Annotated in this window: 18 protein-coding genes and 1 pseudogene; 8 read left to right on the top strand and 11 right to left on the bottom strand. The window is 70.7% G+C overall.

Features of this window, described 5'->3' with window-relative positions; genetic code table 11:
* Nucleotides 1-27: 27 nt before the first annotated feature.
* The 4 genes from qcrA to ABD230_RS01200 are packed head-to-tail and all read left to right on the top strand — an operon-like array spanning nucleotide 28 to nucleotide 4,291.
* Nucleotides 28-1,104 carry a cytochrome bc1 complex Rieske iron-sulfur subunit gene (gene qcrA, locus ABD230_RS01215; RefSeq protein ID WP_344368869.1) on the top strand — a complete coding sequence of 359 codons (1,077 nt, stop codon included), beginning with the start codon at nucleotides 28-30 and terminating at the stop codon, nucleotides 1,102-1,104.
* A complete protein-coding gene (qcrB, locus tag ABD230_RS01210; protein ID WP_344368867.1) occupies nucleotides 1,101-2,705 on the top strand; it encodes a cytochrome bc1 complex cytochrome b subunit in 1,605 nt (534 codons plus the stop codon). Before qcrA ends, qcrB begins: the two co-directional genes overlap by 4 nt.
* Before the next feature lie 32 nt (nucleotides 2,706-2,737).
* Nucleotides 2,738-3,598: a methyltransferase domain-containing protein gene (locus ABD230_RS01205; RefSeq protein ID WP_344368865.1), complete on the top strand. Its 861-nt coding sequence runs from the start codon at nucleotides 2,738-2,740 to the stop codon at nucleotides 3,596-3,598.
* 39 nt (nucleotides 3,599-3,637) lie between these two features.
* Complete coding sequence (locus ABD230_RS01200) at nucleotides 3,638-4,291, top strand: class I SAM-dependent methyltransferase (RefSeq protein ID WP_344368863.1); 654 nt, start codon at nucleotides 3,638-3,640, stop codon at nucleotides 4,289-4,291.
* Nucleotides 4,292-4,344: 53 nt separating this feature from the next.
* On the opposite strand, the gene ABD230_RS01195 is transcribed toward ABD230_RS01200, so the two are convergent.
* From ABD230_RS01195 to ABD230_RS01175, 5 genes are all read right to left on the bottom strand, one after another.
* Complete coding sequence (locus tag ABD230_RS01195; protein ID WP_344368861.1) at nucleotides 4,345-4,767, bottom strand: cytochrome c oxidase subunit 4; 423 nt, start codon at nucleotides 4,765-4,767, stop codon at nucleotides 4,345-4,347.
* Complete coding sequence (ctaD, locus tag ABD230_RS01190) at nucleotides 4,768-6,504, bottom strand: aa3-type cytochrome oxidase subunit I (RefSeq protein ID WP_344368859.1); 1,737 nt, start codon at nucleotides 6,502-6,504, stop codon at nucleotides 4,768-4,770.
* Complete coding sequence (gene ctaC, locus ABD230_RS01185; RefSeq protein ID WP_344368857.1) at nucleotides 6,501-7,403, bottom strand: aa3-type cytochrome oxidase subunit II; 903 nt, start codon at nucleotides 7,401-7,403, stop codon at nucleotides 6,501-6,503. The genes ctaD and ctaC overlap by 4 nt, the downstream gene beginning before the upstream one ends.
* A gap of 197 nt (nucleotides 7,404-7,600) precedes the next feature.
* On the bottom strand, nucleotides 7,601-7,951 hold the full coding sequence (gene erpA, locus ABD230_RS01180) for an iron-sulfur cluster insertion protein ErpA (protein ID WP_344368855.1): 351 nt from the start codon (nucleotides 7,949-7,951) through the stop codon (nucleotides 7,601-7,603).
* 130 nt (nucleotides 7,952-8,081) lie between these two features.
* Complete coding sequence (locus ABD230_RS01175; protein WP_344368853.1) at nucleotides 8,082-9,518, bottom strand: dipeptidase; 1,437 nt, start codon at nucleotides 9,516-9,518, stop codon at nucleotides 8,082-8,084.
* Between the two features lie 43 nt (nucleotides 9,519-9,561).
* Between ABD230_RS01175 and ABD230_RS01170 the strand changes: the two genes are divergently transcribed.
* Entirely contained in the window at nucleotides 9,562-10,137 is a 576-nt protein-coding gene (locus ABD230_RS01170; protein ID WP_344368852.1) for a DUF3043 domain-containing protein, read from the top strand.
* 85 nt (nucleotides 10,138-10,222) lie between these two features.
* On the opposite strand, the gene ABD230_RS01165 is transcribed toward ABD230_RS01170, so the two are convergent.
* Nucleotides 10,223-11,368, bottom strand: coding sequence for an alkaline phosphatase family protein (locus ABD230_RS01165; RefSeq protein ID WP_344368851.1), 1,146 nt, complete (start codon nucleotides 11,366-11,368; stop codon nucleotides 10,223-10,225).
* A gap of 77 nt (nucleotides 11,369-11,445) precedes the next feature.
* On the opposite strand from ABD230_RS01165, the pseudogene ABD230_RS01160 reads away from it, so the two are divergent.
* A pseudogene (locus tag ABD230_RS01160) lies at nucleotides 11,446-13,905 on the top strand (DNA gyrase/topoisomerase IV subunit A); the annotation flags it as partial.
* Between the two features lie 57 nt (nucleotides 13,906-13,962).
* Here the strand turns inward: ABD230_RS01160 and ABD230_RS01155 are convergent.
* Nucleotides 13,963-16,041 (bottom strand): DNA gyrase/topoisomerase IV subunit B, encoded by a 2,079-nt coding sequence (locus ABD230_RS01155; protein ID WP_344370092.1) that lies wholly within the window; start codon nucleotides 16,039-16,041, stop codon nucleotides 13,963-13,965.
* Nucleotides 16,042-16,187: 146 nt separating this feature from the next.
* Between ABD230_RS01155 and ABD230_RS01150 the strand changes: the two genes are divergently transcribed.
* Complete coding sequence (locus ABD230_RS01150; protein ID WP_344368849.1) at nucleotides 16,188-16,424, top strand: DUF7455 domain-containing protein; 237 nt, start codon at nucleotides 16,188-16,190, stop codon at nucleotides 16,422-16,424.
* 70 nt (nucleotides 16,425-16,494) lie between these two features.
* On the opposite strand, the gene ABD230_RS01145 is transcribed toward ABD230_RS01150, so the two are convergent.
* The 4 genes from ABD230_RS01145 to ABD230_RS01130 all read right to left on the bottom strand — a co-directional run bounded on the left by ABD230_RS01145 (nucleotide 16,495) and on the right by ABD230_RS01130 (nucleotide 21,085).
* Nucleotides 16,495-17,238 (bottom strand): type 1 glutamine amidotransferase, encoded by a 744-nt coding sequence (locus tag ABD230_RS01145; RefSeq protein WP_344368848.1) that lies wholly within the window; start codon nucleotides 17,236-17,238, stop codon nucleotides 16,495-16,497.
* A complete protein-coding gene (locus ABD230_RS01140) occupies nucleotides 17,235-18,491 on the bottom strand; it encodes a Mur ligase family protein (protein ID WP_344368847.1) in 1,257 nt (418 codons plus the stop codon). The genes ABD230_RS01145 and ABD230_RS01140 overlap by 4 nt, the downstream gene beginning before the upstream one ends.
* Nucleotides 18,492-18,498: 7 nt before the next feature.
* A complete protein-coding gene (locus ABD230_RS01135; protein WP_344368846.1) occupies nucleotides 18,499-19,881 on the bottom strand; it encodes an RNA polymerase sigma factor in 1,383 nt (460 codons plus the stop codon).
* 286 nt (nucleotides 19,882-20,167) lie between these two features.
* On the bottom strand, nucleotides 20,168-21,085 hold the full coding sequence (locus ABD230_RS01130) for a proteasome assembly chaperone family protein (RefSeq protein ID WP_344368845.1): 918 nt from the start codon (nucleotides 21,083-21,085) through the stop codon (nucleotides 20,168-20,170).
* A gap of 87 nt (nucleotides 21,086-21,172) precedes the next feature.
* Here ABD230_RS01130 and ABD230_RS01125 point away from each other — a divergent pair, with 87 nt between their 5' ends.
* Nucleotides 21,173-22,645: a leucyl aminopeptidase gene (locus ABD230_RS01125; RefSeq protein WP_344368844.1), complete on the top strand. Its 1,473-nt coding sequence runs from the start codon at nucleotides 21,173-21,175 to the stop codon at nucleotides 22,643-22,645.
* The last annotated feature ends 66 nt before the right edge of the window (nucleotides 22,646-22,711 follow it).

The raw sequence follows: 22,711 nt of genomic DNA, 5'->3' as shown, positions 1-22,711 counted from the left end.
GCACCGAAGAAGCGAAGAAGGAGAACCATGGCACAGGACGACCACAGCGGCACGGAACTCGCCGCTGCCGACTCGTCGCACGCCGAGACCGTCCCCGCCGTGAAGACGGGCACCGCCCTCGTCCAGGCGGACGCGTTCGAGAACCCCGGCTTCCCGCCGCACCGTCCGCGGGTGACCGACGAGGACCCGAACAAGGAGAAGCGTGCACAGCGCACGGTCTACACGCTCTTCTACCTGTCGATCCTCGGCAGCATCTGGGCGATCGCGGCGTACATGCTGTTCCCGATCGAGTCGAACAACGTCGGCGACGTCCGCCTGAACAACCTGTTCATCGGCCTCGGCGCCGCCCTCGCCCTCCTCGGGATCGGCTTCGGCGCCGTCCACTGGGCGAAATCGGTCATGACCGACGTCGAGCTGGTCGACGAGCGTCACAAGATCGGCGGCAACGAAGTCGCGCGAGCCGGCGCGGTGAAGGTCTTCGAGGACGCGGACCGCGAGTCGGGCTTCACGCGGCGCTCCGTCATCCGGAACAGCCTCATCGGTGCCCTGCTCGTCTTCCCGCTTCCGGCGGTCGTGCTCTTCCGAGGCCTCGCGCCGCAGGACGAGAACCCCGTGGAGCTGCTCAGCCACACCATGTGGAAGCAGGGCACGCGCCTCACGCTCGACCCGTCGGGCGTCCCGATCAAGGCCGCCGACGTCACCATCGGCAGCGCCTTCCACGTGATCCCCGAGGGCCTCAGCGAACTGCACCACGGCAAGCTCGAGGAGAAGGCCAAGGCGGCCGTGCTCCTCATGCGCCTCAACCCCGACGAGCTCAACCAGCTCCCGGAGCGCGAGTCCTGGTCGTACGACGGCATCGTCGCGTACTCCAAGATCTGCACCCACGTCGGCTGCCCGGTCGCCCTCTACGAGCAGCACACGCACCACCTCCTCTGCCCGTGCCACCAGTCGCAGTTCGACGTGGCCAACCACTGCGAGGTCATCTTCGGCCCGGCCGCACGGCCCCTGCCGCAGCTGCCCATCGAGGTGGACGACGAGGGCTACCTCGTCGCGCAGAGCGACTTCACCGAACCCGTGGGCCCGAGCTTCTGGGAGCGTCATTGAGCACCGCAACCACCCGCCCGCCGCAGCGTCGAACCTTCACGGCGGCAGCCTCGAACTACATCGATGAGCGCACCAGCGTCTCGACGTTCGTCAAGGAACTCGGTCGCAAGGCCTTCCCCGACCACTGGTCGTTCCTGCTCGGCGAGGTCGCGCTCTTCAGCTTCCTGGTCATCCTGATCACCGGCACGTTCCTGACGTTCTTCTTCCAGGCCTCGATGGCCGAGGTCGAGTACGACGGATCGTACGTGCCGCTGAAGGGCGTCGAGATGTCGGTCGCGATGGCGTCGACGCTCGACATCTCGTTCGACCTGCGAGGCGGTCTCTTCGTCCGCCAGATGCACCACTGGGCCGCGCTCATGTTCGTCGCCGCGATCGGCCTCCACATGCTGCGCATCTTCTTCACCGGTGCGTTCCGCAAGCCGCGCGAGCTCAACTGGGTCATCGGCTTCGTGATGTTCATCCTGGCCATGGGCGAGGGCTTCACCGGCTACTCGCTCCCCGACGACCTGCTCTCGGGCAACGGCCTCCGCATCATCGACGGCATGATCAAGGGCATCCCGTTGATCGGCACCTGGACCTCGTTCCTGCTCTTCGGCGGCGAGTTCCCCGGCACGGCGATCGTGGGCCGCCTGTACACGCTGCACATCCTGCTGCTCCCGGTGATCCTGCTCGCGCTGATCGCGCTGCACCTGATGTTCGTCGTCGTGCACAAGCACACGCAGTACGCGGCGCCCGGGCGGACCCAGCAGAACGCGGTCGGCCCGCCCATCCTGCCGATCTACGCGGCCAAGGCCGGCGGCTTCTTCTTCCTGGTCTTCGGCGTGCTCGCGCTCATCGCGTCGCTGTTCACGATCAACCCGATCTGGAACTACGGTCCGTACGACCCGTCGCCCGTCTCGGCCGGTACGCAGCCCGACTGGTACATCGGCTTCGCCGACGGCGCCCTGCGCCTGATCCCGCCGGGGCTGGAGTTCGTGCTGTTCGACCGGACCTGGTCGTTCAACATCCTCATCCCGCTGGTCGGCCTCGGCCTGTTCATCGCCACCGTCCTGATCTACCCCTTCATCGAGGCGTGGGTCACCGGCGACAAGCGCGAGCACCACATCGCCGACCGTCCGCGGAACAACCCGACCCGCACCGCCATCGGCGCGGCCGGCGTGACCTTCTACGCGGTCCTGTGGGCGGCGGCCAGCTCGGACCTCATCGCGACGCACTTCAAGCTGACGATGGAGGGCGTCATCCACGCCCTGCAGGCGATGTTGATCTTCGGCCCGATCATCGCCTACTTCGTCGCCAAGCGCGTCTGCATCGCGCTCCAGAAGAAGGACCGCGAGATCGTGTTGCACGGCTACGAGTCCGGCCGCATCGTGAAACTGCCCGGCGGCGAGTTCATCGAGGTGCACCAGCCCCTCGACGAGTACGACCGCTGGCGTCTCGTGAGCTACGAGTCGTACGAGCCGCTCATGCTGCGCCCGAACGCCCGCGGCAGGATCACGCCCGGACAGCGCCTGCGCGCCGGCATGTCGCGCTGGTTCTTCGAGGACCGCATCGCGCCGGTCACGAAGGGCGAGCTCGAGGCCGCGCACTCGCAGCACCACTGAGCCACCCTCCACGTCAGTTCGGGCACCGGACCATGTCGATCGATTCGACCTGGCTCCGGTGCCCGAACTGCTTCGCCGACCTGCACGACGTCGATGACCGGGTCTTCGGATGCGACCACGGGCACCGGTTCGATCGGTCGAAGTTCGGCTACCTGACGCTCCTGCCGCCGAGGGCGCCGGGCACGTCGGGCGACGATCGATCGATGCTCGCCGCTCGGGCGGAGCTGCTCGAGGGCGGAACGTTCGCGCCGATCGCCGACGCGATCGTCACGGCAGCGTCCACAGCGGCGGCGATGACGCCACCGGAGGCTGCGGCCCAGCGCCTCCGGGTCGCCGACCTCGGATGCGGGACCGGCTACTACTCCGCGCGCCTCGCTGATGAGATTCCAGACGTCGACGTCCTGCTCGCGGACCGTTCCCCCGACGCCGTCCGGATGGCGCTGCGGGCGGTTCCGGACGCCACCGGCGTGGTCCTGGACATCTGGCGTCCACTCCCCCTCCGCGATGCGGTGGCGGACGTCATCCTCGACGTGTTCGCGCCGCGGAACCCCGACGAGTTCGCGCGCGTGCTGCGTCCGGCGGGCCGCCTCGTCGTCGTCGTTCCGGCCGCGAACCACCTCCACCAGCTCCGTTCACGGGGCATGCTGCTCGACATCCCGCCCGAGAAGGACGCCGCGGTCACCGACCGGCTGGGCGGAGCGGGCTTCATGCGGTCGGCGGCGACGCGAGTGGAGTACGCCGTCGACGCAGATGGTGCGCTGCAGCGACTCCTGACGGGCATGGGACCGTCCGCGCACCACGCAGACGCACTCTCGGCCGCCTCGGACGGCTCAGGGCCGCAGGAGGTCACCGTGAGCGTCGACGTGCTCTCCTTCTCCCTCGCGTCGCGCTGACCCGCAGCTCCGGAGGCCGCCCGGGTGCATACTGGGCGCATGGACGACTGCTGCGGCCGCGGCCAGGCGCGGTACGACGCGGTCTTCGACGCGCGTTTCGCCGGGGACCTCGCGCGCCGATACCGACGGCGCGGACTCACGCGTCCGGAGCGCCGGATCCTGGAACGGGTCGCCGCAGAAGGCGTGGCCGACTCCGCCGTGCTCGAGGTCGGCGGCGGCATCGGCGAGATCCAGCTCGAACTCCTCCGACGAGGTGCCGCCTCATCGACGAACCTCGAGCTGTCCAGTGCCTACGAGTCCGAAGCGCGTGCACTGCTGGAGGAAGCCGGCGTCGCCGACCATGCGCGACGGATCGTGGGGATCGACCTCGCGACCGACGGGGGACGCGTGCCCGTCGCCGACCACGTGATCCTGCACCGTGTGGTCTGCTGCTATCCCGACGCGATGGCACTGCTCGCCGCCGCTGCCGCCCATGCCCGGAGGTCGGTGATCTTCAGCCATCCACCCCGCACCTGGCTGTCGCGCGCGATGGTGTCGGTCGGCAACGTCGTCATGCGCCTGCGCAGACGGGAGTACCGCGGGTTCGTCCACTCCCCCGCGGACATGTACGACGTGCTGCGTCGGGCGGGTTTCGCGATCGACGACGTCTCCCGTGCCGGCACCTGGCGCATCGCGAGCGCGCATCGCGCCTGAAACGCCGACGTCCCCGGCACCGAGGCGCCGGGGACGTCGTGAAGTCGCTATGGTCAGCGCGCGAAGTTGCCGCGGTAGTACTCGTAGACCCAGCCAACCAGGCTGACCAGCGCCGGACCGATCGCGAGGAACGAGATCCAGACACCGACCGCCAGGCCGAGGAACACGAGCGCCGCCGAACCGGCGAGCATGATCGGCCACCAGCTCCACGGGCTGAAGAAGCCGAGCTCGGCGTCGCCGTCGTCGATGTTCGCATCGAGGCGGTCCTCCGGGAGCTCGCCCCCCTGCTCGCGATGCACGCGGCCGAGGTAGAACGCGATGAACGCGCTGAGGACCGCGCTGAGCGAGATCGCCACGAGGCCGACCCACTCGACGCCGGGCTCATGCTCGTCGATCAGCGTCCAGAACGTGTAGACGGCCGCCGAGAGGGCGAAGAAGCCGGTCAGGACCCAGAACAGGACGACATTGGCGCGCATCTACTTGACTTCCTTGGTCTCGGCGTCGATCACGGGGGCGTGCGGGGCGTCCTTCGCCGGGCCGATGCCGACGGGCACGCCGGCCTCGGGGTGGTTCAGGTCGAACGCCGGGCGCTCCGAGCGGATGCGCGGGATCGAGGTGAAGTTGTGCCGCGGCGGCGGGCAGCTCGTCGCCCACTCCAGCGAGCCTCCGTAGCCCCAGGGGTCGTTCACGGTCACCTTCGGCGCACGACGCGCCGTGATGTAGACGTTCAGGAAGAACGGGATCAGCGAGATCGCGAGGATGAACGCACCGATCGTCGAAAGCTGGTTCATCCACGTGATGTTGTCCTCCGGCAGGTACGAGTAGTACCGGCGCGGCATGGCCACGACGCCCAGCCAGTGCTGGATGAGGAACGTGGTGTGGAAGCCGATGAACAGCAGCCAGAAGTGCCACTTGCCGAGGGTCTCGTTCAGCATCTTGCCGGTCCACTTCGGCCACCAGAAGTAGAACCCGGCGAACATCGCGAACACCACGGTGCCGAACACGACGTAGTGGAAGTGGGCGACGACGAAGTACGTGTCGGACACGTGGAAGTCCAGCGGCGGCGAGGCCAGGATGACGCCCGTCAGGCCGCCGAACACGAACGTGATGAGGAAGCCGACCGACCAGATCAGCGGCGTCTCGAAGGTGATCGAGCCTCGCCACATGGTGCCGATCCAGTTGAAGATCTTCACGCCCGTCGGTACCGCGATGAGCATCGTCATGAGCGCGAACCACGGCAGCAGGACCGAGCCGGTGACGTACATGTGGTGCGCCCAGACCGTGACGGAGAGAGCCGCGATCGCGATCGTCGCGTACACGAGCGTCTTGTACCCGAAGACGGGCTTGCGGCTGAACACCGGGAAGATCTCGGTCACGATGCCGAAGAACGGCAGCGCGATGATGTACACCTCGGGATGGCCGAAGAACCAGAACAGGTGCTGCCAGAGGATGACGCCGCCGTTGGCGGGATCGTAGATGTGCGCGTTGAAGACGCGGTCGGCGGCCGCGGCGAGGAGCGCGGCGGCGAGGACCGGGAACGCCATGAGCACGAGGATCGAGGTCACGAGGGTGTTCCACGTGAAGATCGGCATGCGGAACATGGTCATGCCCGGGGCACGCATCGTGACGATCGTCGTGATGAAGTTCACGGCGCCGAGGATCGTGCCGAAGCCGGAGAGGCCGAGGCCGAGCATCCAGAGGTTGCCGCCGATGCCCGGTGAGAACGTCGTCGAGGCGAGTGGCTGGTACGCGAACCAGCCGAACGAGGCGGCTCCCTGGGGCGTGAAGAAGCCGGCCACCGCCATGAGCGAGCCGAAGTTGAACGCCCAGTACGCGAACGCGTTGAGGCGCGGGAAGGCGACGTCGGGCGCGCCGATCTGGAGCGGCATCAGCACGTTCGCGAAGCCCGCGAACAGCGGGGTCGCGAACATGAGCAGCATGATCGTGCCGTGCATCGTGAACAGCTGGTTGTACTGCTCACGCGTCTGGATGACCTCGAGGCCGGGCTCGAAGAGCTGCGCGCGGATGATGAGGGCCATCACGCCGCCGACGCAGAAGTAGATGAACGAGGTGATCAGGTAGAGGTACCCGATGACCTTGTGGTCGGTGGAGGTGATCCACTTGACGAGGACGTTGCCCTTGCGCTCGACCTTCGCGGCGCCGAACGGCTGCGACGAGGCCGTGGGGCGAGCCGGTGCGGTGGTGGTGCTCATTCGCCTGCGTGCTCCTCACTCAGTTCGGGCGCGCCCGTTCCGGGCAGGTTCTGGTTGCGGTCGTACTCGCTGGAGAGCTGGCCCTCGTAGCCCGCGGCGCGGAGCGAGTCGATGTAGTCGTCGTACTCCGACTGGGAGACGACCTCGACGTTGAAGAGCATGAGCGAGTGGTACTCGCCGCAGAGCTCGGCGCACTTGCCGGCGTACGTGCCCTCACGCTCCGGGATGAACGACATGTAGTTCGTCTTGCCCGGGAACATGTCCTTCTTGTAGAGGAAGTCGACGACCCAGAACGAGTGGATGACGTCGCGCGACTCGAGCGCGATCTCGACCTTGGCGCCGACGGGCAGCACCAGCGTGGGCAGCTCCTCCTGCTTGACCGAGCCGGCGGGGCCGCCCTCGTCGAGCTGGGCCTGGATGCCCGCGGAGTAGACGTCCTCGTCGACGTAGTTGAAGTCCCACGCCCACTGCTTGGCGATCGCCTCGATCTTGACGTCGATCTCGCCCTCGGCGAACCGCTGCTCGATCGCCTGCTGGTCGCGCGCGGTGAAGGCGAAGAAGCCGAGCACCAGGATCAGCGGGATGACCGTGTAGAACACCTCGATCGGCATGTTGTAGCGCAGCTGCACCGGGAGGCCGGTCTGGCCCTTGCGGCGGCGGTACGCGATCACGGCCCAGATGGTCAGGCCCCACGTCACGACTCCGACGACGAGGAGGACGATCCACGACGTGACCCACAGGCCCGAGACGCGCTCGGTGTGGTTCGTGACGGGCGCCTCGCCCTCGACGAAGCCGGGAAGGAATCCGTTCAGCTGAGCCTGCGTGCATCCGGCGAGGACGAGGCTGAGCGTCGCTGCGATCGGAACTGCAGCCCATCGGAGACGGCGATTGTGACGCACCGGTGACCTTTCGGGAGATTCGAAGGCGCTTCTCAGCGAAGCGCACTGATCAGCCCTAGCCTACTCCGACTCAGCACCCCGCTCGTGCACCATCGGGGCGGGTTCGGCCGGATGTGCGGCGAAACTCCGCTCCGACCACCGGAAACGCGACGAGGGAGGCCGCCGGAGCGGTCTCCCTCGTACGTGGTTCGGGCGGATCAGTGGAACGAATCGCCGCACGCGCAGCTGCCCTGCGCGTTGGGGTTGTCGATCGTGAAGCCCTGCTTCTGGATGGTGTCCTCGAAGTCGATCGTCGAGCCGTCCAGGTACGGCACGCTCATCTTGTCCACCACGACCTCGACGCCGCCGAAGTCCACGACGGCGTCGCCGTCGAGCAGTCGCTCGTCGAAGTAGAGCTGGTAGATGAGCCCCGAGCAGCCGCCGGGCTGCACGGCGACCCGCAGGCGCAGGTCGTCGCGACCCTCCTGCTCGAGGAGGCTGCGCACCTTGTCGGCAGCCGGATCGCTCAGCTTCACGCCGTGGATGACGTCGGTGATCGTGTCGCTCATATCGCTCCTCATGGACGTACGTTCAGGTCGATGATACCCGCGTCGAATGGGTGTTCCCCCTGAGGCGCCTCCATTCGTTCGACGCCGGCCGCGGCATCCGCCCGCGCCGCGCCCTGCACGACGGCCGGGCTCACTCCCCCGCGCGCTTCTGGAGGCGGGCCAGCAGCAGCGCCTCGGTCAGGATCGCGCGACGGAACACGCCGAGGTGGAGCGACTCGTTCGGGCTGTGCGCGCGCGAGTCGGGGTCCTCGACGCCCGTCACGAGGATCTGCGCGTCGGGGAACTCCTCGACGAGTTCGGCGATGAACGGGATCGACCCGCCGACGCCGATGTCGACCGGCTCGACGCCCCATGCCGCTGACATGGCGGCGCGGGCGTCGGCGACGGCCCATCCGCTCGTGTCGACGAGGAACGGCTGCCCGGTGTCGACGTCGTCGATCTCGACGTGGGCGCCGAACGGCGCACCGGCGAGCAGGTGCGCCCGGAGCGCCTCGTAGGCCTCGCGTGCGTCCTGCCCGGGCGCGACGCGGGTGCTCAGGCGCACCGAGACCTTCGGGATCAGGGTGTTCGACGCGTTCGCCACGGACGGGGCGTCGATGCCCGTGATCGTGATCGAGGGCTGCGCCCAGATGCGCGACAGGATCGTGCCTCGGCCGATCGGCGAGACGCCGTCGAGAAGCCCCGTCTCGGCGCGGAGCTGCGCCTCGTCGTATTCCGGCGTGTCGAGCTCCGCGGAGGACAGGCCCGAGACGGCGACCGCACCGTCCTCGTCGTAGAGGGTGTCGAGCAGTCGCACCGTCGCGAGCATGGCGTCCGGCACCGCGCCCCCGAACATCCCCGAGTGCGACGCGTGGTCGAGCGTCGACACGGTGAGGCGGAAGGTCACGTTGCCGCGCAGTGCGACGGTGAGCGCCGGCGTGGCCACGTCCCAGTTGTTCGAGTCGGCCACCACGATCGCGTCGGCCTCCAGCAGGTCGCGCTGCTCGCGGAGGAACGCCGAGAACGAGGGCGACCCGTCCTCCTCCTCGCCCTCGATGAAGAGCGCGATCCCGAGGTCGGGGTCGGGACCGGCCACCTCGAGGAACGCGCGGATGGCGGCGATGTGCGCCATCACGCCGGCCTTGTCGTCGGCGGCGCCGCGCCCGTAGAGGCGGTCCCCGCGGAGCGTCGGCTCGAACGGCGACGACGTCCAGTCCTCGTCGCGTCCGGGCGGCTGCACGTCGTGGTGCGCGTAGAGCAGCACCGTCGGTCGGCCGTTCCGGGCGGCGCGGCGGGCGACGACGGCCGGCTGCCCCAGCTCGCCGCCCTCGGCCACGGGGGCACGGCGGATGTCGACGACGTCGAACAGCCCGAGTCCGCGGACCAGGTCGGCGACGGCCTCCGCGCTGCGCGCGACGTGTTCGGGGTCGAACGCCGGCCAGGAGACGGAGGGGATGCGCACGAGGTCGGTCAGGTCGGCGACGGTGGTGGGGAACCCCGCTTCGACGGCGGAGCGGAGGCGCTCGGCGGTGGGCGCGCCGTCGTCGGCGGCCGTGTCGGAAACGGGGTCGGGTCGGGTCTCGGTCATGCGGGTAATCTTAAGAGGAACCGATTTCGACGAGGACTTCCCCGTGGCCAAGCACCCCAGTACCGACTCCACCAGCTCCGAGACCGACGCGCAGGCGACGCCGAAGGTCGGCAAGGGCGCACCGACGCCCACGCGCGCCGAGCGCGAAGCCGCCAACCGGCGACCGCTCGTGCCGAACGACCGCAAGGAGGCCGCCCGGCAGGCGCGCGCCAAGGCCGCCGAGGCCCGCGAGCGTGCCCGCGTCGGCATGGCCGCCGGCGATGAGCGCTACCTGCCCGCCCGCGACCGCGGTCCGCAGAAGAAGTTCGTGCGCGACTACGTCGACGCCCGCTTCAGCATCGGCGAGATCCTCATCCCCGTGATGTTCGTCGTGATCGTGCTCACCTTCGTGCCGAGCTACGAGGTGCAGACCATCGGCATCTTCGCCCTGTGGGGCTTCTTCCTGGTCTCCGTGCTCGACGTGATCGTCCTGGGCTTCACGCTGCAGCGCAAGCTCGCCGCGAAGTTCGGTGCGACCAAGGTCGAGCGGTTCCGGTGGTACGCGGCGATGCGCGCCCTGCAGCTGCGGCCGCTCCGGCTGCCGAAGCCCCAGGTCAAGCGCGGGCAGTACCCCTCCTGATCCAGCGCCGGCCGCGGTCGGCGAGCACGACGACGGATGCCGCGGCGGCGCGCCGCGGCATCCGTCGCGTCGTGCGCCCGACCGCTCAGTCGCGCGCGTAGGCGCCGAGCCGCACGAGCGGGATGCGCGTCTCCTCGTCGGTGAGCGAGCCGTGCTGGCCGACCATGTCCTCGCCGCGACGATCGGGCTCGCGCCGGTCGTAGTACGCGACGCCGGCGCGGGCGGCGACGAGGATGTCGGCGACGCGGTCGACGTTGGCCGGCTCGACGTCGCCGTACAGGCCCGCGGCGATCGCCTCGTCGCCCGACATCACCCAGGCGCGTTCGCCCTCGGCGGCGCGCCACCGCTCCAGGAGCACGGCGCGGGCGTCGTCGTCGAGGCCGTCCTCGAGCACGAGCCCCAGGCAGCGCGGTTCACCGGCCACGTGCCGCACCCCGTCGACGAGGGCCGGGTCCGCGTCGATGAAGACGTGGCGGTGGGGCGGCACGTCGATGACGCCGTGGTCGGCGGTCACCAGGAGTCCGGTGCCGCGCGGCATCCGCTGTTCGAAGGCCGCGAGCTCGGCATCGAGCACCTCGAGCGCGGCCAGCCAGCGGTCCGACTCCCAGCCGTGCGCGTGGGCGATCTGGTCGAGCTCCGAGACGTAGAGGTAGACGAGCGCCGGTCCCTCATCGAGCACGCGCAACGCCTCGGCGAAGCGGTCGGGGATCTTCGCGCCGGCGCGGTACTCGGCGCCGCGCAGGACCGCGCGGGTGAAGCCCGAGGTGGCGTACCGCGTCCCGCCCACGGCGACGGCCCGCACGCCCCGCTCCCCCGCGTGGTCGAAGACGGTCGGGTGCGGCTGCCAGGCCTCGGGCACCATCCGCCCGTCCCAGCCGCTCAGCTGGTTGACCACGCGGTCGTGCGCCCGGTCGGGCACGCGGAACCCCATGAGGCCGTGCGCGCCGGGCATGAGGCCCGTGGCGAAGCTCCCGATCGCCGCGGCCGTCGTCGAGGGGAACACGGTCCGGATGACGTCGCGCTTGGCCATGCGGCCGGCGAGGAACCGTGCATGGCCCGCGCGCGCTCGGAGGTTGTGCGCGCCGAGGCCGTCCACGAGGACGACGACGGCCGACTCGACGGCCGGGAGGTCGAAGGGCCCCGCTCCCCCGCCGATGGAGGCGAGCGCGGCGGGCAGGACGCCGGTGAGCCGCGGGGCTCCGTCGGCGGGCACCGGTAGCATTGCTGGCATCGCGCCCAGTCTGGCACAGGCCGGGCGCGGCCCCGTTCCCCGCGCGTGCCCCGGCACGCCCTGCGCAGAGACGACGAATGACCCCAGCCAAGAACGAGTCCCCCTCCCCACAGATCGCTGAGCGGATCGACGAGATCGACGTCGCGGAGGAGATGCAGGGGTCGTTCCTCGAGTACGCGTACTCGGTCATCTACTCCCGCGCCCTGCCCGATGCGCGCGACGGCCTGAAGCCCGTGCAGCGCCGCATCCTCTACATGATGAGCGACATGGGCCTGCGACCCGACCGGGGCCACGTGAAGTCGGCCCGCGTGGTCGGCGAGGTCATGGGCAAGCTCCACCCGCACGGCGACAGTGCGATCTACGACGCGCTCGTGCGCCTCGCGCAGCCGTTCACGATGCGCGTGCCGCTCGTCGACGGGCACGGCAACTTCGGCTCGCTCGACGACGGCCCGGCGGCCGCCCGCTACACCGAGGCGCGCATGGCGCCGCCCGCCGTCGCCATGACCGAGCACCTCGACGAGGACGTCGTCGACTTCATCCCGAACTACGACAACTCCCACCAGCAGCCCGAGGTGCTGCCCGCCGCCTTCCCGAACCTGCTCGTCAACGGCGCGAGCGGCATCGCGGTCGGCATGGCGACGAACATGGCGCCGCACAACCTCGTCGAGGTGGTCGCCGCGGCTCGCCACCTCATCCTGAACCCGGAGGCGACGCTCGACGAGCTCATGGAGTTCGTCCCCGGACCGGACTTCCCGTCGGGCGGCACGATCGTCGGGCTCTCCGGCGTGCGCGACGCGTACGCGACCGGCCGCGGGTCGTTCAAGACGCGCGCGAAGGTGTCGATCGAGCAGCTCACGCCGCGCAAGAGCGGCCTCGTCGTGACCGAGCTGCCGTACCTGGTCGGCCCCGAGAAGGTCATCGAGAAGATCAAGGACGGCGTCAACGCGAAGAAGATCACGGGCATCGCCGACGTCACCGACCTGACCGACCGCACGCGCGGCCTGCGGCTCGTCATCGGCGTGAAGACCGGCTTCAACCCTCAGGCCGTGCTCGAGCAGCTGTACCGGCTCACGCCCCTCGAGGACTCCTTCAACTTCAACAACGTGGCGCTCGTCGACGGGCAGCCGCAGACGCTCGGGCTGCGCGAGCTGCTCGAGGTCTACCTCGCGCACCGCATCCGCGTGGTCACCCGTCGCTCGGAGTTCCGGCTGGCCCGCAAGCGGGAGCGCCTGCACCTCGTCGAGGGCCTGCTCATCGCGATCCTCGACATCGACGAGGTGATCCAGGTCATCCGGTCGAGCGACGACGCCGAGGTCGCGCGCACCCGCCTGGAGGAGGTGTTCGACCTCAGCCGCCTCCAGGCCGAGTACATCCTCGAGCTCCGCCTGCGCCGCCTCACGAAGTTCTCGCGCCTCGAGCTCGAGACCGAGCGAGACCAGCTGCTCGCCGACATCGCCGCGCTCGAGGAGCTCCTCGCGAGCGACGCCCGCATCCGCCGCCAGGTCGCCGACGAGCTCGACCGCGCCGCCGAGCAGTTCGGCACGCCGCGGCGCACGCTGCTCACCGAGGCGCGCGTGCAGCCCAAGACGCGCAAGGCCATCGACCCCGCGTCGCTCGAGCACGCCGACGTGCCCTGCCGCGTCATCCTCGGGGCGACCGGCCGCATCGCCCGCGTCGACGCTCCCGATGGCGAGACCGTCGTCGCCATCACGCCGCCGAGCCGCCGTTCCAAGCACGACGCGGTCCGCTCCGAGGTGCTCACGACGAGCCGCACCGAGATCGGCGCCGTGACCTCGACGGGCCGGCTCGTCCGGTTCTCGCCGCTCGACCTGCCGGCGCTGCCGCCGAACTCGGTCCAGCTGGGCGCCGGCGTGCGCGTCGCGGACTACCTCGCGCTCGCCGACCGGTCCGAGCAGGTGCTCGCGGTCGTCTCGCTCGACTCGCAGCAGCCGATCGTGATCGGCACCGAGCAGGGCGTCGTGAAGCGCGTCACGCCGGGCGGCTACCCGACCCGACCGGACTTCGAGGTCATCTCGCTCAAGGCCGACGACCGGGTCGTCGGCGTCGCCCAGGGCGGAGACGACGACGAGCTCGTGTTCGTGACCCGCGAGGCGCAACTGCTCCACTTCCCGGCGTCCGCCGTGCGTCCGCAGGGCTGCGCGGCGGGCGGCATGGCCGGCATCAAGCTCGGCGCGGAGGACCGCGTCGTGTCCTTCACCGTGCTGCCACGCGCCGACCTCGAGTCGGCCGTCGTCGTGACGGTGGCGGCGACGGGCGACACGCTGCTCGGCACCGACCCGGGCGCCGCGAAGGTCAGCGACTTCGCCGAGTTCCCCGGCAAGGGCCGCGCGACCGGCGGCGTGCGGGCGCACCGGTTCCTCAAGGGCCAGGACGGGCTCTCGGCCGCGTGGGTCGGGCCGGGTCCCGCTCGCGCGCTCGGCATGGACGGCTCGCTGCGCTCCCTGCCCGAGGGCGGCGCGAAGCGCGACGGTTCCGGCCAGCCGCTCGACGCGGTCGTGCCACCGGCCGGGCGAACGACGAAGGGCCGCGCACCGATCGATCGGTGCGCGGGCCTTCGTCGTTCCGACGCGTGGTCAGGCGTCGATGCGCTCGCGCGTGAGCGCTGCCGCGCTGTCGACGATGAACTCCTTGCGCGGTGCGACCTCGTTGCCCATGAGCAGCTCGAAGACACGTCCGGCGTTCTCGGCGTCGGCGACGCCGACGCGCCGGAGGGTGCGGTGGCGGGGGTCCATCGTCGTCGACGCCAGTTGGTCGGCATCCATCTCGCCGAGGCCCTTGTAGCGCTGGATCGGGTCCTGGTACTTCTTGCCCTGCTTCCGCAACGTCGCGAGCACGCCCGAGAGCTCCTTCTCGGAGTACGTGTAGATGACGTCGTTCGGCTTCGAGCCCGGGTTCATCACGACCACGCGGTGCAGCGGCGGCACCGCGGCGAACACGCGGCCGTCCTCGATCATGGGCCGCATGTACCGGAAGAAGAGGGTGAGCAGGAGGGTCCGGATGTGCGCGCCGTCGACGTCGGCATCGCTCATGATGATGACCTTGCCGTAGCGCGCGGTCGCGAGGTCGAAGCTGCGCCCCGAACCGGCGCCGATCACCTGGATGATCGAGGCGCACTCCGCGTTGCCGAGCATGTCGGCGATGCTCGCCTTCTGCACGTTGAGGATCTTGCCGCGGATCGGCAGCAACGCCTGGTGCTCGCTGTCGCGCGCGAGCTTGGCGGTGCCGAGCGCGGAGTCGCCCTCGACGATGAACAGCTCGCTCTGCGCGACATCCGTCGACCGGCAGTCGACCAGCTTCGCCGGAAGCGACGACGTCTCGAGCGCGTTCTTCCGGCGCTGGGTCTCCTTGTGGGTGCGCGCAGAGATGCGCGCCTTCATCTCGGAGACGATCTTCTCCAGCAGCAGCGACGTCTGCGCCTTGTCGTCGCGCTTCGTCGAGGCGAAGCGCTCGCCGAGCGCCTTCTGCACCACCGACGCCACGATCGAGCGGACGGCCGGCGTGCCGAGGACCTCCTTGGTCTGGCCCTCGAACTGCGGTTCCGGCAGGCGGACGGTGAGCACCACCGTGAGCCCGGCCAGGATGTCGTCCTTGTCGAGCTTGTCGTTGCCGACCTTCAGGCGACGGGCGTTCTGCTCGACCTGCTGGCGCAGGAACTTCAGCAGGCCCTGTTCGAAGCCGGCCTGGTGGGTGCCGCCCTTGGGCGTCGCGATGATGTTCACGAAGCTGCGCATCACGGTGTCGTAGCCCGTGCCCCACCGGAGCGCGATGTCGACGTGGCAGTGCCGCTCGACGTCGGTCGGGATCATGGCGCCGTGGTCGTTGAGCACGGGCACGGTCTCGGTGAACCGGCCGTCGCCGGTGAGCCGCCAGGTGTCGGTCACCGGGCCGTCGACCGAGAGGTGCTCGACGAACTCCGAGATTCCCCCGTCGAACTGGAAGCGATGGCGCTCGGGCTCGTCGCTGCTCTCGTCGATCACGGTGATGCCGAGCTCGGGGACGAGGAACGCGGTCTGCCGGGCGCGGTTCAGCAGGTCCTCGACCTGGAAGCCGGCCCCGCGCGTGAAGATCTGCGGATCGGCCCAGTAGCGCACGCGGGTGCCCGTCACGGCCTTGGCGACACGCCCGACCTTGCGCAACTCGCTCGATTGCTCGAACGGGCGGAACGGGGCGCTCGGCGACGGGGTGCCGTCGTCGTCGAACACGCCCGGCTCCCCGCGGTGGAACGACATCGCCCAGGTCGCGCCGTCGCGGTCGACCTCGACGTCGAGGCGCTCCGACAGCGCGTTCACCACCGACGCTCCGACGCCGTGGAGGCCACCGGACGACGAGTACGAGCCCGAGCCGAACTTGCCGCCGGCGTGCAGCTTGGTGAAGACCACCTCGACGCCCGTCAGGCCCGTCTTCGGCTCGACGTCGACCGGGATGCCGCGCGCGGAGTCGCGGACCTCGACGCTGCCGTCGGCGTGGAGGAGCACCTCGATCTCGGTGCCGTGGCCGGCGAGGGCCTCGTCCACGGAGTTGTCGATGATCTCCCAGAGGCAGTGCATGAGGCCGCGGGAGTCCGTCGAGCCGATGTACATGCCCGGGCGCTTGCGCACCGCCTCGAGGCCCTCGAGGACGGAGAGATGGCGGGCGGAATAGTCGGAGCTCACGTCGGACAAGCCTAGTGAGGGCCGCCCACTCCCTCGTGCAGGCGCTTCGCGGTGAGCGAAATGGGGCCCCGGCGGAAGGTTCGCGGTCCCCGACGTGTTTTCATTGAGTGAAGGGAACGGCCCGTGAACCACACGAAGGAGGCGCCATGACCCAGTACACCGAAACCGCCGGTGCCGTCGACGAGGTCGACACCCCGCATGAGCTCACGGCGCTCGACCGCTGCGACGCCTGCGGCGCTCAGGCCTACATCCGTGTGGTCGTCTCGAGCGGCGAGCTCCTCTTCTGCGCCCACCACGGTCGCAAGCACGAGGAGAAGCTCTCCCAGATCGCCCACAGCTGGCACGACGAGTCGAGCCGGCTCCTGACCGACACGCGCGACTGACGCGTCTCACGACGACGAGAACGCCCCCGGAGCATTCCGGGGGCGTTCGTCGTGTGTGGCTGCGGGGGCGTCAGGCGGTGGCGGATGCCGCGACGCCCGCTGCACGCAGCTGTGCGGCGCGGGCCGCCTCGGCGTACCCGTCGACGACGGCGGTCCGCTCCCCCGGGACGTAGTCGAGGCCCGCGCGCTCGCACATGCGAGCGAGGATCGCGTCGGCCAGGCGCGGGTTCTTCGCCAGCACCGGTCCGTGCAGGTGCGTGCCGAGCACGTCGCCCATCCGGACGCCTTCCTGCCCGGACCCGCGGCCGTTGCCCGAACCCGCCTGTACGCGGCCGATGGGCGAGCCCTCGGCGCCGACGTAGTCACGGGCATGGTTCTCGAAGCCGACCAGCAGGCCGAGCCCGCCCGAGGCGTTCACGACGAGGTCGCCCGCGACGCGGCCGTCGCGCGGCACCGCGCGCCCGGCGACGAGCCCGAGCCCCTCGATCGTGCCGCCGTCGGCGAGCTCGATGCCCCAGCCGAGCAGCTCCCAACCCGTGCCGACGGCGAGGATCGGCACGCCCTCGGTGCCCCAGCGACGGAGCTCGTGGTGCATCCCGAGGAGCGCGGCGCGACTGCGGTCGAGCGACGCGTCGCTCCCCGAGCCGAGCACCACGGCGTCCACGCGCTCGGGCAGGTCGGCCGCCGATTCGACGGCCACGACGCGGGCGTCGAGTCCCGCCCAGCGGGCCCGGGCGGCCAGGACCGCCGCGTTCTCCGCGTCGCCGTTCGTGTTCTGCAGCGACGGCAGCAGGGAGACGATCGTGAGGCTCATTCCGCTCCCGTCAGTCCGAGGTGGGCGCGCGTGCGGCGCATGGCGTCGGCCGAGAAGACGATCGTCTTGACCCCGGCCGTGGGCGGCGGCGCCGCGAGGAAGTCGTCGAGCGCCCGGCCGAGGTCGTGCTCGACCCGGTCGATCTCGACGCCGTCGTAGGCGAGCATGAGCGCCGCCTCGTCGGCCTTGGACCCGCTGACGACCGCGACGCGGCCGAGCGACGAGGCATCCGTCGGCCAGAAGTAGGACGGGTCGCGCACGTCCGAGCCGATCGCGAACAGCACCTGCTCGGTGCCGCTCGGGATGCTGTCGACGTTGAGCTGGTAGCTCGCGGGGTTCTGCACGAGTACGAAGTCGACCTCCTGGCCGCGCACCGTGACGCGCTCGCCGCGCCCGAAGACCGCGGGGATCGAGCTGAGCGCCCGAGCCGCGAGCTCCGCGTCGAATCGCTCGCCGAGCACGGCGCTCGCCGTCGCGTAGGCGGCCGCCGCGTCCACCGCGTAGTGGATGCCGCGGGCCGGCAGTCCGACGGCGACGTCCGTCGCGCCGTCGGCGAGCACGGCCGAGGCACCGTCGACGGAGGCGACGACGATGCCGTCGCCGCGGTCGAGCCGCTCCGGCGTCGTCTCGGTGTGGCCGAGCCCGCGGGGGGCGGTCGCCAGCACCTCGGCCGAGACGCCGAACCGGCGCACCTCCACGCCGTCGGCCACGTCGGCGGCGAGCCGTGCGAGGTACCCGTCGTCGGCGTTCACGACGACGGCGCCGTGGGCGCGCGCCGCGATCCGGCCGAGCATGCCGGCGACCATCTCGGAGTCGTGGAAGCGGTCGATCTGGTCGACCATGACGTTCGTGAGCGTCACGACCCTCGCGTCGACGCCCTCCATCACGCGGGCGCCGTGGCCCTCGTCCATCTCGAGGACGGCGACGTCGCCCGGCACGCGCCCACGCCAGTCGGCCTGCTCGAGGAGCGCCGACGTGAGGCCCTGGCTGATGTTGGCGGTCGACGGGTTCGTGAAGACCCGCTCGCCGTGCGCGCGGAGGATCGACACGAGCATCTTCGTCGTGGTCGACTTGCCGCTCGACCCGGAGACGACGACGAGCCCCTGCGGGAAGCCGGAGAGGGTGGTGCGGAGGTAGCCGGGGGCGATCGTGTTCACGACCAGGCCGGGCACCGCGGAACCGCCGCCCGGCTTGCGCAGCCGAGCGGCGATCCTGGTGAGCCGGCCGACGAGGATCGCCGGCGCGTACTTCACGTGCGGCCTACTCGAGGTAGTCGCGCAGCGACTGGGACCGGGACGGGTGGCGCAGCTTCGCCATCGTCTTGGACTCGATCTGGCGGATCCGCTCGCGCGTCACGCCGAAGGTGTCGCCGATCTGGTCGAGGGTCTTCGGCATGCCGTCGCCGAGACCGAAGCGCATGCGGATGACGCCGGCCTCGCGCTCGCTCAGCGAGTCGAGCAGCGACTCCAGCTGCTTCTGCAGCATCGTGAAGCCGACCGCGTCGGCCGGGACGACCGCCTCGGTGTCCTCGATGAGGTCGCCGAACTCGCTGTCGCCGTCCTCGCCCAGCGGGGTGTGCAGCGAGATCGGCTCGCGGCCGTACTTCTGGACCTCGATGACCTTCTCGGGGGTCATGTCGAGTTCCTTCGACAGCTCCTCGGGCGTGGGCTCACGACCCAGGTCCTGCAGCATCTGGCGCTGGACGCGGGCGAGCTTGTTGATGACCTCGACCATGTGCACCGGGATGCGGATGGTGCGGGCCTGGTCGGCCATCGCGCGCGTGATGGCCTGACGGATCCACCAGGTCGCATAGGTCGAGAACTTGAAGCCCTTGGTGTAGTCGAACTTCTCGACCGCGCGGATGAGACCGAGGTTGCCCTCCTGGATCAGGTCCAGGAACTGCATGCCGCGGCCCGTGTAGCGCTTGGCGAGCGACACCACGAGGCGCAGGTTGGCGCCCAGCAGGTGGCTCTTCGCGCGCTGGCCGTCGCGGGCGACCCACTGGAGCTCGCGGCCGTACTGGCTGCGCCGCTCCTGGTCGCTCATCTGCGACAGCATCTCCTCGGCGAAGAGGCCCGCCTCGATGCGCATCGCGAGCTCGACCTCCTCGGCCGCGTTCAGGAGCGCGACCTTGCCGATCTGCTTCAGGTAGTCCTTGACCGGGTCGGCCGTGGCGCCCGTGATCGTCGTCGAGTAGACGGGGAGCTCGTCCTCGTCGTCGGAGGCGCGCAGCACGATCGCACCGGTGGGGTGCGGCTCGGCCTTCGCGGGCTTGGCCTCCTCGTCGCCGGACTCGTCCTCGGCGGACTCCGACGCCTCGGCGTCGCTCGTCTCGAGGTCGGCGTCCTCGACCTCGGCGTCGTCGTCGAGCTCCTCGTCCTCGGCGGACGCGGCCTTCGACTTCGCGGACTTCGCCTTGCCGCCCTTCGCCGTCGAGGCGCGGGGCGTCTTCGAGGCGGTCGTCGCGCCCTTGCCCGCGCCCTTGGACGCGGTGGACTTCGCGGTGGTCTTGGTGCCCGCCTTCGCGGACGTGGTCTTGGTCGACGCCGACTTCGACGTCGTGGCGCGCTTCGTCGCCGTTCCGGTGGCGCGGGGCGCCTCGGTCGACTCGTCGGTCGCCGCCGGGGTGGTCTTGGCTGGCATGTGTTCTGAACCTCTTCCTCACCGTCGCGCGGCCGTGCCCGTCGCCGGGCGTGCGGTCGGGCTGCCGCGTCGCGCCTGACGTGATTTCGGACACGATGAGGACCCATGTCAAGTCCGCTGGGTGTGGCGACGTGAATCGCTCGGCGGACCAGACCGGGTCCTGCCCCCTATTATACAGGGATCTCACGTCGGCCGACCCGCCACGCCACGGGATCGGGACGCGTTCGACCCATCGCCTCCTACAACGCCGTGCAGTGCGCCGGAATTCCCGGGAACCCGAGCCTGATCAGGCTCCTTCGCCGTCGGCGTGGCGCCGCCTGGCGAGGAACTTCTCGAGTTCCGCGGCGATCTCGTCGGCGGAGGGCAGTTCCCCGTCCTCGTCGGTCAGGGGCGAGCGGAGGGAGGTCCCCTCCATGTAGTCGTCGTGCCGCTCCTCGAGCGTGCGGACGAGCTTCGCGAGCTCCCCGTTCTCGGCGACCTGCTCGTCGATCCTGCCGAGGAACTCCCGTCCCTGCTCGCGGAGCGCGTCGGTGGGGAAGATCCGGCCGGTCGAGGCGCTCACCGCCTCGAGCGCCGCCACGGCCGCCGACGGGAACTCCGCGTCGGAGAGGTAGTGCGGCACCAGCAGCACGAACCCGGTCGTCGGGTGCCCGAGCTCCTGCAGGCGGTACTCGACGAGGTGCAGCGCGTTCGCCGGCACCTGCGTCGTCGGCCGCCACACCGACATCGCCTCGATGAGGTCGCCGCGGTTGCCGCTCACCGTCACGCCGATCGGCCGTGTGTGGGGCACGGGCATCGGGATGGAGTTGATCCACGTGGTCGAACCGACCTCGAAGCGCTCGATCAACCCGAGCACGGCGGCGCCGAACCGCTCCCACTGGAAGTCGGGCTCGTACCCGGTCAGCAGCAGGAACGGCTGGCCGAGTTCGTCGCGCGCGAGGTCGAGCGACAGGCGAGGCGGACGGTAGTCCGTCAGGTGGTCGGCGTCGAAGAGGATGATCGGACGGCGCGCCCGGTAGTCGAGCAGCTCGTCGGCGTCGAACGTCGCCACGACCTCGGTGTCGAGGGTGCCCAGCAGGTACTCCGTCGTCTGCGCGACGGCCGAGCCGGCGTCGGCGAACCCCGTCAGCCCGGCGACGAGGGGCAGCCCGGAAGGCACCTCGACATCGGCGTTGAGCTCGTACAGGGAGCGGGGATCGCGCATACGTCAAGGGTACCGAGGGGTCGGCGGGCCCCCGCCGGCGCGCGGAGGTGGCGGACATGCCCAGAGCGAACACCTAGCATCGATCGCATGTCCGTTCCCACGATCGACCTGTCCGACTCCCCCGCCGCCGAGTCCGGCGCCGACGCCCTCGTCCTCCCCGTGCGGCGCACCGCCGACGGCCCCGAGCTCCTCGCGCCCGACGGGTTCGACTGGGTTCCCGCAGCGCTCGCCCTGCTCGGTGCGAAGGGCTCCGCGGACGAGGTCACCCGGCTCGTCGCGCCCGGCGAGGGCGGCCGGCTCGTCGTCGCGACCGGCGTGGGCGAGACGGCGGATGCCGCGGGGCTGCGGCTGGCCGGCGGGGCCGCGCTGCGCGCCCTCGCCTCCGCCGAGGCGGTCGCCGTCGCCGCGGGCGGGCTCGATGCCCCGCTCGCCGAGGCGCTGCTCGAGGGCGCGGGCCTCGGGGCCTACACGTACACCGAGTACCGCGAGGGCCCGACCGGCCCGACGGCGATCACGCTCCACACCGCGCACTCGGCCGACGAGGTCCGGCTCGATCGCGTGCGCCGCGTGGTCGCGGCGGTCGCGCGCACCAAGGACCTCGTGAACGCGGCCCCGAACGACCTGCCGCCGGCCGTGATGGCGGAGCTCGCCGCCGACGCGGCCGGCGCCGCGGGCGTCGAGGTCCGGGTGTACGACGAGGCCGCGCTCGCGGAGGGCGGCTTCAACGGGATCCTCGCGGTCGGCGGCGGCTCCTCGCGTCCCCCGCGCCTGGTCCGGCTCGACTATGCGCCCGCCGAGGCGTCCGCCCACCTCGCCCTCGTCGGCAAGGGCATCACCTTCGACTCCGGCGGCCTCTCGCTGAAGCCCGGGGCGTCGATGGTCGGGATGAAGTCCGACATGGCGGGCGCCGCCGCCGTGCTCTCCGCGATCGTCGCCCTCGCCGAGCTCGCGGTCCCCGTGCGGGTGACCGGCTGGCTGTGCCTGGCCGAGAACATGCCCTCGGGTACGGCCGCGCGACCGAACGACGTCATCCGCATGAAGGGCGGCACCACGGTCGAGGTCCTGAACACGGATGCCGAGGGACGTCTCGTGATGGCCGACGCCCTCGCCGCCGCGAGCGAGGATCAGCCCGACGCGATCATCGACGTCGCGACGCTCACCGGCGCCCAGGTCGTCGCGCTCGGCAACCGGATCACCGGGCTCATGGGCGAGGACGACCTGGTCGCGCGCATCCGCGGCGCGGCGGACGCCGCAGGCGAGCCGACCTGGCCGATGCCGCTGCCCGACGACCTGCTCCCCCTGCTGAAGTCGGACGTCGCCGACCTCGCCAACACCAAGCTCGGGACGGTGGTACCGGGCATGCTGCTCGCCGGGGTCTTCCTGCAGCAGTTCGTCGGTCGACGCGACGGCGACGAGGCCCCCCGCATCCCGTGGGCCCACCTCGACATCGCGGGCCCGTCGTTCAACTCGGCGGCGGCGTGGGGATTCACCGGCACCGGTGGCACGGGCGCGGCCGTGCGGACGCTCATCGCGCTGGGCGAGCGGTCCTCCGCCAGGTAGTACAGTCGTCTGGGGCGTTCCTCGCCCCAGACGTTCCCCGGCCACGAAACCGGGTGACTCGCGCCG

It is taken from the genome of Agromyces tropicus (assembly GCF_039531345.1).
Taxonomy (GTDB): domain Bacteria; phylum Actinomycetota; class Actinomycetes; order Actinomycetales; family Microbacteriaceae; genus Agromyces; species Agromyces tropicus.
Note: the sequence above shows the minus strand (reverse complement) of the source record. Positions and strands in the feature narration are given on the sequence as shown.